Below are 11,437 nucleotides of genomic sequence, written 5' to 3' on the forward strand. Positions count from 1 at the left end.
TGGTTAAGCTTCTGGTGAAGCTGACCACTAACTACGTTAAGGTAACGGTCGTGTCTACCCGCTGACCCCGTCGGACGGACGTTTGGGGGCGCCCCCGCCCGGTGGGGGGGGGGCGCAGGCCGGGGCGGAGGCCCGGGGGCCGGGTGTCTCAGAAGCTGTCGGACCAGGACTTGCCGGTCAGCAGCTCGTACGCCTCCAGGTACTTGGCGCGCGTGGCGTCCACGATCTCCTGCGGGAGCGGCGGCGGGGGCTGCTCGCTCTTGCGGTCCCAGCCGGAGGCCGGGGAGGTCAGCCAGTTGCGGACGAACTGCTTGTCGTACGAGGGCTGGGCGCGGCCCGGCTGCCACTGGTCGGCCGGCCAGAAGCGCGAGGAGTCCGGGGTCAGGACCTCGTCGCCGAGGACGAGCGTCTCCCCGTCGAAGCCGAACTCGAACTTGGTGTCCGCGAGGATGATCCCGCGCTCGCGGGCGATGTCCCGGGCGCGGCCGTACACGGCGAGGGTCGTCCGGCGCAGCAGCTCAGCCGTCTCGGCGCCGACCTGGCGGGCGACCTCCTCGTACGACACGTTCTCGTCGTGGTCGCCGACCGCGGCCTTGGTGGCCGGGGTGAAGATCGGGGCGGGCAGTTCGGAGCCGTCGGCGAGGCCCTCGGGGAGCGCGAGGCCGCAGACCGTGCGGGACTCGTCGTACTCCAGGAGGCCGGAGCCGGTGAGGTAGCCGCGGGCCACGCACTCGACCGGAACCATGTTCAGCGACTTGCAGACGGTGGTGCGGCCCGCCCAGTCGGCGGGGGCCCCGGCCGGCAGCTCGGTGGAGATCACGTGGTGCGGGACCAGGTCGGAGAGCCGGTCGAACCACCACAGGGAGAGCTGGGTGAGGACCCGGCCCTTGTCGGGGATCTCGGTGGGCAGCACCCAGTCGTACGCGGACATGCGGTCGCTCGCCACCATCACGAGGTCCCCGTCCTCGTTCCGGTACAGGTCGCGCACCTTGCCCGTGTGGAGATGGGTCAGGCCCGGGACCTGGACGGGCTCGGGCTTTTCTACGAATCCGGACACGGTTCCTCCGCGTAGGTTGATCCAGGAGCGTGTCCGATTCTCTCGCACATCCGGACGGCCCCGGCCGCCAGGCCGTGTGACCCCCCGCTCAGTCCCCCCGCTCAGTCCCCCCGGTCAGTCCTCCCGCTCAGTCCCTCCGCTCCGCTCAGTCCCTCTTGCAGATCCGGTCGAGGAGGTTCGCGGTGGCGCGCTGGACCCGGGCGTCGACGTGGCCCGGCCGGTCGAGGGCCGGCGACCAGGCGAAGGTGCCGGAGGCGAAGACCCAGGCCCCCGAGGGCGCCCGGTAGAGACTCGTCTCCTGGTGCCGGAGCGCCCCCTCGCCGTCGCGGTAGGGCGAGTGGGCGAGCAGGATGCGGCCCTGGTGCTCGGGGAGCGCCGTCCGCGGGAAGTAGCGGTCGGCCTCGCCCGCGACCAGGCCGGGGAGCTCGTCGCCGTCACCGGCGCCGGTGGCCTCCCAGAGCCAGTGCTCGGCGTTCCGTACGACCAGCGGGTGCGGTTCGGGCACCCGGCCCGCGTACTGGATGCCGAGGAGCTGCTGCTCGGGCCGGTCGACCTCGCGCCAGAGCGCGGGCCGGCCGGGGCCGCGGCGCTTGCGGCAGGTGAGGAGCCGGTCCGGCACCCCGGACGGCGAGGGGCCCAGCTCCACCTGCCAGTACATGGTGTTGGCGGAGAGGAAGACCAGCGACGTGCCCTGGTCACGGGCGAGTTCGACGGTCTTGCGCATCGGCACCGACCAGTACTCGTCGTGCCCGGGGAAGACCAGGCCACGGTAGCGGCTCGGGTCGACCCGGCCCGCGTGCAGATCGCGGGTCTCCGCGTACGCCAGGTCGTATCCGTAGCGCTCGGCCCAGCGGATGAAGTCGTACGCGTGCCCGACGTGGAGCGGCAGCCCCGCGCCCGCGTACGGGCGGTCGAAGGAGACGGTGACCGCCGCGTCCTGCTCGCCGAGCAGCCTGCCCTCCTCGTCCCAGGCGTGGTAGAGGCTGGCGCCGGTGTGCCCGTCCTCCGGATAGAGGTTGTACGCCTGCCAGGTCACGTCCGGGAGGACGAGGAGCAGATCGGCCGGGTGGTTGTCGCGGACCGTGAAGGGGATGTGCGAGCGGTAGCCGTCGGCGGTGGTGAGCACCGCGACGTACGCCCCGATCGACCAGTAGCTGGGGACCTGCAGCCGCCAGGACTGCCACCAGTGGTGGCAGGAGACGGTGCGGTCGGCGGTCAGCGGGGCCGGCTGGACGATGCCGGAGAGCCGGGGGCTCGTGGTGATCTTCGCGGCGCCGTCGCCGCCGTAGTGACCGATCCGGTAGACGTCGACCGAGAACTGCTGCGGCGGGTCCACCGTGATGTGGAAGTCGATCGACTCCCCCGGTGCCACGGCGCCGTCGGAGGCGAAACCCTTGATCTGGCGGCGGACGTCGTCGGCCGTGCGCGGGCCTCCGCTGCCGCCCCGGGCCAGGATCTCGTCCGCGTACCAGGGGACCATCTGCCCGGTGTCGTCGAAGTAGTTCTCGGAACCGCGCAGCCAGGGCAACGGGCCCTGGCCGAAGGGATCGGTGACGGCGTGCGCGAGCGCACCCGACTCCCACCGTCTGATCTGGTCCGCCCCCATGCTGCGCCCCTCCCTCGACTCCCCCGGGTCGGCTGGTCAGTGCCTGTGGCTTGTGCGTCTGTCAGTGACGGTCTCCAGCACATCACATAACGCACGCACTCCGTCACCGTTCGTCGTGAATTGGCGAGAGTGGAAGGCGGGGCTCCGAAACGGGTGATCCCCAGGACCCCTCCGGACGCCTTCCGGGACGCACCGGACGGGCCTCCGGGGCTCGGCCTCCGGGCTGGCCTCCGGGGCTCGGCCTTCGGGGCTGGCCCTTCTGGCGGGCGCTCCCGGGGCCGGCCTCCGGGACTCGCCCTCCGGGGATCGGCGCCTCCGGGGGCTCGCCGGGAGGCTCAGACCAGGCGTACGGGCTTCTCGGGGCGCACCCCCGTGCGGGCCAGCCAGACCCGCAGCGGCTCCGGGTCGCCGTCCTCGACGAGCGCGAGCACGCGGGGGCCGAGGTCCACCGCCCGCTCGCCGCCGACGAGGAGCGCGGGACCGTCGAGCCAGTCGAGACCGGGGGTGGCCTCGGCGGTGTCCACCGCCGCGCAGCAGACCATCGCGGTGACGTGGTCGGCCAGCAGGTCGCGACCCGAGCGGGGCGGCTGGAGCGGGAAGAGCGGAAGCGGGCCGTCCGGGCCACTGACGACCGCGGGGGATGTGCCGCCGGAGTGCCGGTCGTCCTTCTCGGCGCTGCGGGCCGCCGCCTCGGCGGTCAGGGCGTCGGCGGCCACACGCGCCTCCCGTACGGCCTCCTCACGCGCGAGCAGCGCGCTGAGCGCGCCGGCGAGCACCTCGGCGGCGGGATTGACGGTCTCTTCGTCGTCCTCGGCGTCGATGTCGAGGTCGGAGTCGGAGTCGAGGTCGAGGTCGGTCGTGGTGGCGATGTCGGTGGTGGTGTCGACGGGGGTCTCAGCGGCGGTGTCGATGTCGGTGGTGTCGATGTCGACGGCGGTGTCTGTGCCGGTGGTGGTGTCTGTGGCGGTGGTGGTGTCTGCGCCGGTGGTGGTGTCTGTGGCGGTGGTGGTGTCCGTGGCTGCGTCGGCATCGGCGGGCTTCGTCGGCTCCGTGGAGAGGTGGGCGATCACCCGGGTCAGGGTCGGGCCTTCGGCCGCGCCCTCACCGCCCCCGATTCCTGCCGCGGCCTCCGCCAGACCGAGGCCGTCGAGGACCTGGTGCAGCCGGGCCGCGTCGGTGCGCCACTTCCGGTCGACGACCTCCTCCGGGTACTGGCTCCACTCCACCGGGGACCAGTCGGGCCCGGGCTCGGCCGGGCCGCCGTGGAAGAGACGGGCGGCGAGCAGCGAGGTGGCCTCGTCGACCGCGCCCGGCTCCTCCAGGAGGTCGCAGGCGGGGCGCTCGCCGAGCCGGGAGGAGAAGCCTTCCGCGAGCCGGTCGCGGCGGGAGAGCTCGGTCAGGGCGGAGACCACGCCGGCGTCGAGCTTGGCGGGCCAGCGGCCCATCCGCCAGGCGGGCAGCGCGACGCGGGTCAGGAGCCGGTCCCAGCCCGCGTACGCCAGGCCGACCTGCTCCTGGGCGACGATCCGTACGCCGTAGTCCACGGCCTGGGCGCGCTCGGAGCCGGCGGCGGCGACCCCGCGCTCCATCTCGGCGGCGTGCCCGCGACAGGCGCGGAGCAGGACGCGGGCGACCTGCCCGACGCCGTGCGCGCCAAGGCGGCGGACCGGGTCGAGACCGGGAGTCCCGGGCACGGCCACGGCGGCGTCCAGGCCCCGGACGAAGCGTCGGGCCGCGGCTATGTCGGGATGTGCGGCGGGGCCCGTGCCGGCGACGACCGGGGCGAGGACCGCCCGCAGCTCGCCGACGCGCATCCACCACAGGAAGGGCGAACCTATGACGAGGACGGGGGCTCCTTCGCCCTCCCCCTCGCCGCCCGGTGTGCGCAGCGCGCGGTGGGCCCGGTGGGTGCGGTCCTCCAGCCAGCTGTCGCAGTCCGGGGTCAGGGCTATCGCGGCGGGCGCCGGGACGTCGAGCCGGTCGGCCAGGTCCCGGACGAGCCGGTAGAGGTCGGGGGCGGCGGTCTCGGCGAGCTCCACCGTCGGCGTGGCGGCCGGACGGGCCCGTGCGACGACGAGGGCGACGGCGGTGGCGGCGAGCAGGACGAGGACCGCGAGGACGGTCACCACCCAGCGGGCAGCGTCCCAGCCGGAGCCGGTGAAGTGGCCGGTGACCCCGCCCGCGTAGAGGACGACGGCCACGGCGGCGGGCAGGACCGCGAGGCCCAGCGCCCTGCCGCGGACCCGGAGGACGGCGAGGGCCCGGGAGCGCGCGGCGCGCGCTCCCCACTCCTCGCCGACAACGGAACCGGTACCGGACACGCCGTACATCACCCCCTCCTGCCCTTGTCGGGACTGCCTGTGGCGGTGTTGCTCACTCCCCCACTGTGGCACCCGCCACCGACATCGCAATGCCGGTGGGCCAAGTGCCGGAACACCTTCGCCGCACCCTAGTTGGGGCTTCGGCGGACGTCATCCGGATGGCCCAGCCGTCACTCGAAGGTATGGCTTTGGGCAAAGGTGATGGATTTCGCGCGACCGTACGATCCACCGCACGGCCGCGCGAGAAATCGGCGGTCCCGTCAGGCCTCGGCGGCCTTGCGCGCGATGTCCGTGCGGTGCTGGGAGCCGTCAAGGCGGATACGGCCGACCGCCGCGTAGGCACGCTCGCGGGCCTGTGCCAGGTCCGTTCCGGTCGCGGTGACCGAAAGGACGCGGCCGCCCGCGCTGACGACCGCGTCGCCGTCCCGCTTCGTCCCGGCGTGCAGCACGTACGCGAGCGGGGCGTCCTTCGCTGCGACCTCGTCGAGGCCCTCGATCGGGTCGCCCGTGCGCGGGGTCTCCGGGTAGTTGTGCGAGGCGATGACCACGGTGACCGCGGCGTCGTCGCTCCAGCTCAGCGGGGCCTGGTCGTCCAGGGTGCCGTTGGCGGCGTTCAGCAGGACGCCGGCCAGCGGGGTGCGGAGCCGGGCCAGGACGACCTGGGTCTCGGGGTCGCCGAAGCGGGCGTTGAACTCGATGACCCGGACACCGCGGCCGGTGATCGCCAGACCCGCGTACAGCAGTCCGGAGAACGGCGTGCCGCGGCGGCGCAGCTCGTCGACCGTCGGCTGGAGGACGGACGCGAGGACCTCGTCGACCAGCTTCGGGTCGGCCCAGGGCAGCGGCGAGTAGGCGCCCATGCCGCCGGTGTTCGGGCCCTCGTCGTCGTCGAGCGCGCGCTTGAAGTCCTGCGCGGGCTGGAGCGGGAGGACGGTGGTGCCGTCGGTGATGGCGAAGAGGGAGACCTCGGGGCCGTCGAGGAACTCCTCGATGACCACCCGGTCGCACGCGAGCGCGTGGGCCCGTGCCTGCGCGAGGTCGTCGGTGACGACGACGCCCTTGCCGGCGGCGAGGCCGTCGTCCTTCACGACGTACGGAGCGCCGAAGGCGTCGAGCGCCTCGTCGATCTCCTCGGGGGTCGTGCAGACGTAGCTGCGGGCGGTGGGCACCCCGGCGCCGGCCATGACGTCCTTGGCGAACGCCTTGGAGCCCTCCAGCTCCGCCGCTTCCCGCGACGGGCCGAAGACGGGGATGCCGACCGCGCGGACGGCGTCGGCGACACCGGCGACGAGCGGAGCCTCCGGGCCGACGACGACCAGGCCGGCGCCGAGCTCGGTGGCGAGGCGCGCGACGGCGTCGCCGTCCAGCTGGTCGACGGGGTGCAGCTCGGCGACCTCCGCGATTCCGGCGTTGCCGGGCGCGCAGTGCAGAGCGGTGACGTCGGGATCGAGGGAGAGAGAGCGGCACAGGGCGTGTTCGCGGGCGCCGCCGCCGATGACGAGGACCTTCACGCCAGTCAGAGTAGCCCGACGACCGGGATGCCCCTTGTGCGGGCCACTGAACGAGACGCCCCTACTCGTTCGTGTATTCCTCCACAACCGTGGCTCCGAGCTCGCGCACGATCAGGTCGTGCCCGGAGAGGGCGGAGTCGACGAGGTCCGGATCGTCCTCCTCCGGCACGTCGTCCTCGGGCGCCACGGGCTGCGGCGCGGGCGGCGTGTACGCGGGCTCCTGGGCCTGCGGCGGGGCCTGCTGGAAGGAAGGGGGCGCGGCGGCCGACGCGGGCGCCGACTGCGTCTGCGGCTGTACGGGGGCGGGCGGCGGGGCCTGCTGGAAGGACGGCGCGGGAGCGGGGGCGGACGCCTGCGGGCGGCCGAAGCCCCCCGTTCCGCCCGATCCACCGAAGCCGGTCGCGGCGGGCGGCGGCGAGGCGCCGCCCGAGGGGTCGATGATCGCCTCGATCTTCCAGTTCACGTTGAACTGCTCGGCGAGGGCCTGCTTCAGGACGTCCTCGCTGCCGCTGCTCGCGAAGTTGTCGCGTGCTCCGGCGTTGAGGAAGCCGAGCTGGAGGGTCGTGCCGTCGAAGCCCGCGACCTGCGCGTTCTGGCTGAGCAGGATCCAGGTGAAGCGGCGCCGGTTCTTCACGGCGTCGAGGATCTGCGGCCACAGGTTCCGCACCTGGGCGGTGTCACCGCCGCCGCCCGAGGAGGCGGGAGCGGGCGCGGGGGCCTGCGGCGCGGACGGTGCGTGGACGGGGGCGGCCGGGGCCGGCGCGGCGGACGCGGAAGCACCGGGCCAGGCGCCGGGTGTGCCGCCGCCGGGGGTGGCGGCACCGGGCCAGGCACCGGGGCGGGGGGCGGCGGGCTGCGCGTGAACCGGCTCGGGCGCGGGTGCGGCCGCCGGGGCAGGTGCCGGTGCGGACTGCGGCGGAGCCTGTACGGGCATGGGTGCGGGGGCCGCGACGGGGGCCGGCGGGGGCGGGGCCATCGGCGTGTGGGCGTCGGGCCCGGGGACGTACCCCATGGCGGGCGCGGCCGCTCCGGGCGTGAAGACGGGCGCGGGCCCGGTCGCCGCACCGCGCTCCAGCCGGTCGAGGCGCGCCTGCACGGAGCGCTCGTCGTCGAAGGCGGCGGGCAGCAGCACGCGTGCGCAGATCAGCTCCAGCTGGAGCCGGGGCGAGGTGGCGCCCCGCATCTCGGTCAGACCGGTGTTGACCAGGTCGGCGGCCCGGCTCAGCTCGGCGGCGCCGAACACGGACGCCTGCGCCTGCATGCGCTCGATCACGTCGGTCGGGGCGTCGATGAGCCCCTTGTCGGCGGCGTCGGGCACTGCGGCCAGGATCACCAGGTCGCGCAGCCGCTCCAGGAGGTCGGCGACGAAGCGGCGCGGATCGTTGCCGCCCTCGATGACCGTGTCGACGACCTCGAACGCGGCGGCGCCGTCACCGGCGGCGAAGGCCTCCACCACCGCGTCGAGCAGCGAGCCGTCCGTGTAGCCGAGCAGGGAGGTGGCCATGGCGTACGTCACACCGTCGTCGGCGGCTCCGGCGAGGAGCTGGTCCATGACGGACATCGAGTCACGCACGGAACCGGCGCCGGCGCGCACGACGAGCGGCAGCACACCGTCGTCGACGGGGATGCCCTCGCGCCCGCAGACGTCGCGCAGGTACTCCCGCAGGGTGCCGGGCGGGACGAGCCGGAAGGGGTAGTGGTGGGTCCGGGACCGGATCGTCCCGATCACCTTCTCGGGCTCGGTCGTGGCGAAGATGAACTTGAGGTGCTCCGGCGGCTCCTCGACCACCTTCAGCAGGGCGTTGAAGCCCGCCGGGGTGACCATGTGGGCCTCGTCGATGATGTAGATCTTGTACCGGCTCGACGCGGGCCCGAAGAAGGCCTTCTCGCGCAGGTCACGGGCGTCGTCCACACCACCGTGCGAGGCGGCGTCGATCTCGATGACGTCGATCGACCCCGGCCCGTTCCGCGCGAGGTCACGGCAGGACTGGCACTCCCCGCAGGGCGTGGGCGTGGGCCCCTGCTCGCAGTTCAGACACCGCGCGAGGATGCGCGCACTGGTCGTCTTGCCACAGCCGCGGGGCCCGCTGAACAGGTACGCGTGATTGACCCGGTTGTTCCGCAGGGCCTGCTGCAACGGGTCGGTGACATGCTCCTGCCCGATGACCTCGGCGAAGGACTCGGGGCGATAGCGGCGGTAGAGCGCGAGAGACGACACATGTACGAGGTTATAGGCGCCCACCGACAACCCGGGAAAAACCGCCACCGGCAGCTGCCGCGACATGAGTGGGGGCGTGCGCGTACGGGGAACGCAAGCGCCCCCCACGCACCTGCCAGAGCCGACCTACCCTTGCTGCCTTCCGGCCCTGGGGGAGTTCAGTCAGATAGCACCGCGTGAGGGGCTTCGCCCAGAGTACCCGATGGCGAACCCCCCGAAGCCCCGCACCCCCCCGGCACCCACGGGAGCCCCTCCGGGGAGACCTCCCGGACCCGGCCGTGGAATGTCGCCGGGGATCCACGGGGGACGCCACGGGGGATGTCCCGGGAGATGTCACGCCAGATGTCGCCGGAGACGTCACCGGAGACGTCACCGGGCAGGTGCCCGAAGAGGCGGCGGGACAAGCGGCGGGACAGACGGCCGGACAGGCGGCTGGATAGACGGCCGGACAGGCGGCTGGACAGGCGGCCGGACAGGCGACCGGACACCTCGCAGGGCACCTCACCACCCCCCACCAGGATCGAGTTCGCGAGCACCCTCTTCGGTCATGTAATGTTCGCGGCGGAGGATTCGCCTAGAGGCCTAGGGCGCACGCTTGGAAAGCGTGTTGGGGGCAACCCCTCACGAGTTCGAATCTCGTATCCTCCGCCAGTGCCTCACCGGGCACGATGTCGAAGGCCCCGCTGCTTGCAGCGGGGCCTTCGACGTTGTCCGGGGCGGTCAGCCCCTGCGGCGGTCAGTCACCTTCCGTGCGGTCAGCCCTCCGTGATGGGGAGGCCGGCTTCGAGGAGATCGAAGGCGTACGCCGCCTCCGGGGCCACGATGGCCGCGATCCGGTCGTTGGGCTCCCCGGCGAGGGTGAGCTCCTGGATGCGCTGGAACAGCAGGCAGTGGGCGGCGCCGAGGAGTGCCGCGGCGGCCCGGGGGGCGACGGCCGGAGCCTGGGCGGGAGTGACGGCCGCCAAGGCCTCGGCGAGGGCCTCCTCGCGCAGGTCGTGGAGTTCGCGCAGACGGGCGCTCAGGGTGGGACTCTCGGCGATCATGCGGGCGAACTCCGGGCCGGCGAAGCCCGCGACGGGGTCGCACGCCTCGACCGCGGCGGCGAACTCACGGCGCAGTGCGGCGAGCGGCGACTCGCCCGCGGCCCGGTCGGCGACCGCGCGGGCCAGGGTCGCGGTGAACGCCTCGTGGTGGTCGAGGGCCAGGTCCTCCTTCCGCGGGAAGTAGTTGGTGACCGTCTTCTTGGCGACGCGGGCCGCCGTGGCGATCTCGGCGATGGTCGTCTGCTCGAAGCCCTGCTCCATGAAGAGGCGGGTGGCGTGGTCGGAGATCAGCTGCCTGGTCTCCTGCTTCTTGGACTCACGGAGTCCCATGCTCTCGGTACCCATGAGCGAATCTTACACGCGACGTAAAAATATCCTTGACGCACTCGCGCGGCCGTGCGTAAAGTTACGTCCGTCGCAAAAATCGCCTCGTAGAACCTACGGGGCGAAGAGCCAAAGGAAGAGGCCGCGTATGCGTATGCCGAAGCAGGATCTCGCCGCGTTCACCAGCGACCTCGGGCCGGCGTTCAGTACCGCTCTCACCGGCATCAGCGCCAAGCTCGGCGCCACCGCCCAGGAGACCGGGCCGGGATCGACGACCCGGCGACCCTCGCGCCCCCCGCGCCGCGAGCTGCCGCGTACCGGCCGCAGCGAGGCACGGAACCGGTTCCAGGCGCCGCGCCGCACGTACTGAGACCGGACGGTCCGGCTGCACGCCTGCCGGCTCGCCGATCTGCCGCCCTGCCCGCCCTGCCCGCCCTGCCGACCGATTGATCCGCCGATCTGCCGATCCGCTGATCCACTGATCCGCTGATCCGCTTCCTGAGGAGCCGCCGTGAACGTCTCTACCTCCACCCTCTCCCTCACCGTCGCCGACGTGGACGCCTCCCGGGAGTTCCTCACCACCCACCTCGGCTACCAGGTGGCCATGGCCGCCGACGGCTTCGCCTCGCTGACCCGCGAGGACACAGCCGTCGACATCGTGCTGCTGCGTCGGGGCACCGACGTCCTGCCGCCCGAGCAGCGCGACCAGCAGGCCGCGGGCCTGATCCTGGCGTTCACCGTCACCGACCTCGCGGCGGAAGAGGCCCGGCTGCGGGCCGAGGGCGCTCCCATCACGATGCCGCTGCGCGAAGAGCCCTGGGGAGAGCGGCTGTTCCAGCTGACCGACCCCAACGGCGTCGTGGTCCAGCTGGTCGAGTGGGTCACGCCCGCCGCCGATCCCAGCCCCGTGAAAGAGGAGGCACCCGGCGTGCGGGTGATCACCCCGTCCCCCGAGTCCGTCACCGTCTCCCCCAACGCCACGATGACCGGCCTCGCCGCGCCCAGCAGGGGCAGCGTCGAACTCAGCACCTGGACAGTGGAGATGGCCGCGGGGGCGACCGGGCCCGAGCACGCCATCAGCCGCGAACAGGTCTGGACGGTCACGAGCGGCACCCTGGAGGTCACCTGCGGGGGCCGCACCGAGAAGGTCGCGGCCGGCCGGACCGTGATCCTGCCGCCGGACCTGGTGCGCCGGATCCACGCGCCCGAGGCGGCGGAGGCGCTTGTCGCGATGCGGGCGGACGGGTGTGCGACGGTTCCGGGGACGGAGGGCACGCGGGTGCTGCCCTGGGCCGTGTGAGGGGCCGCGTGAGGGGCCTTCCCCTCCGTGAACGCCCGTGGGCCGGGACGCTTCGGC

General features: G+C 73.3%; 8 protein-coding genes, 1 tRNA gene and 1 other RNA gene. 3 read left to right on the forward strand and 7 right to left on the reverse strand.

All coding sequences use genetic code 11. The annotated features are described in order from the left end of the window. Window positions 1-148: 148 nt before the first annotated feature. The 6 genes from ACFQ79_RS38480 to ffs all read right to left on the reverse strand — a co-directional run bounded on the left by ACFQ79_RS38480 (window position 149) and on the right by ffs (window position 8,902). Entirely contained in the window at window positions 149-1,057 is a 909-nt protein-coding gene (locus ACFQ79_RS38480; protein ID WP_383592512.1) for a phosphoribosylaminoimidazolesuccinocarboxamide synthase, read from the reverse strand. A 145-nt stretch (window positions 1,058-1,202) separates the two neighbouring features. Further along, a complete protein-coding gene (locus ACFQ79_RS38485; RefSeq protein WP_383592515.1) occupies window positions 1,203-2,663 on the reverse strand; it encodes a N,N-dimethylformamidase beta subunit family domain-containing protein in 1,461 nt (486 codons plus the stop codon). A 335-nt stretch (window positions 2,664-2,998) separates the two neighbouring features. Beyond that, complete coding sequence (locus ACFQ79_RS38490) at window positions 2,999-4,993, reverse strand: hypothetical protein (protein WP_383592518.1); 1,995 nt, start codon at window positions 4,991-4,993, stop codon at window positions 2,999-3,001. Window positions 4,994-5,244: 251 nt separating this feature from the next. Continuing rightward, entirely contained in the window at window positions 5,245-6,495 is a 1,251-nt protein-coding gene (purD, locus tag ACFQ79_RS38495) for a phosphoribosylamine--glycine ligase (protein WP_383592521.1), read from the reverse strand. Between the two features lie 61 nt (window positions 6,496-6,556). After that, window positions 6,557-8,713, reverse strand: a complete 2,157-nt coding sequence (locus ACFQ79_RS38500; protein WP_383592524.1) for a DNA polymerase III subunit gamma and tau — start codon at window positions 8,711-8,713, stop codon at window positions 6,557-6,559. A gap of 90 nt (window positions 8,714-8,803) precedes the next feature. Next, an RNA gene (gene ffs, locus ACFQ79_RS38505) (signal recognition particle sRNA small type) lies at window positions 8,804-8,902 on the reverse strand. Between the two features lie 374 nt (window positions 8,903-9,276). Between ffs and ACFQ79_RS38510 the strand changes: the two genes are divergently transcribed. Further along, window positions 9,277-9,364, forward strand: a tRNA-Ser gene (locus ACFQ79_RS38510). A gap of 104 nt (window positions 9,365-9,468) precedes the next feature. On the opposite strand, the gene ACFQ79_RS38515 is transcribed toward ACFQ79_RS38510, so the two are convergent. Then, window positions 9,469-10,101 carry a TetR/AcrR family transcriptional regulator gene (locus ACFQ79_RS38515; RefSeq protein WP_383592527.1) on the reverse strand — a complete coding sequence of 211 codons (633 nt, stop codon included), beginning with the start codon at window positions 10,099-10,101 and terminating at the stop codon, window positions 9,469-9,471. A gap of 127 nt (window positions 10,102-10,228) precedes the next feature. Between ACFQ79_RS38515 and ACFQ79_RS38520 the strand changes: the two genes are divergently transcribed. Then, window positions 10,229-10,450, forward strand: coding sequence for a hypothetical protein (locus tag ACFQ79_RS38520; RefSeq protein ID WP_383592530.1), 222 nt, complete (start codon window positions 10,229-10,231; stop codon window positions 10,448-10,450). A 141-nt stretch (window positions 10,451-10,591) separates the two neighbouring features. Further along, window positions 10,592-11,380 carry a VOC family protein gene (locus ACFQ79_RS38525; RefSeq protein ID WP_383592533.1) on the forward strand — a complete coding sequence of 263 codons (789 nt, stop codon included), beginning with the start codon at window positions 10,592-10,594 and terminating at the stop codon, window positions 11,378-11,380. The last annotated feature ends 57 nt before the right edge of the window (window positions 11,381-11,437 follow it).

The organism is Streptomyces sp. NPDC056480 (assembly GCF_042795405.1).
Taxonomy (GTDB): Bacteria; Actinomycetota; Actinomycetes; order Streptomycetales; family Streptomycetaceae; genus Streptomyces.

Excerpts from the sequence above, each read along its gene's own strand:
- ACFQ79_RS38490 (WP_383592518.1), bottom strand. The coding sequence starts at position 4,993 with ATGTACGGCGTGTCCGGTACCGGTTCCGTTGTCGGCGAGGAGTGGGGA.
- ACFQ79_RS38485 (WP_383592515.1), bottom strand. The coding sequence starts at position 2,663 with ATGGGGGCGGACCAGATCAGACGGTGGGAGTCGGGTGCGCTCGCGCAC.
- ACFQ79_RS38520 (WP_383592530.1), top strand. The coding sequence starts at position 10,229 with ATGCGTATGCCGAAGCAGGATCTCGCCGCGTTCACCAGCGACCTCGGG.
- ACFQ79_RS38515 (WP_383592527.1), bottom strand. The coding sequence starts at position 10,101 with ATGGGTACCGAGAGCATGGGACTCCGTGAGTCCAAGAAGCAGGAGACC.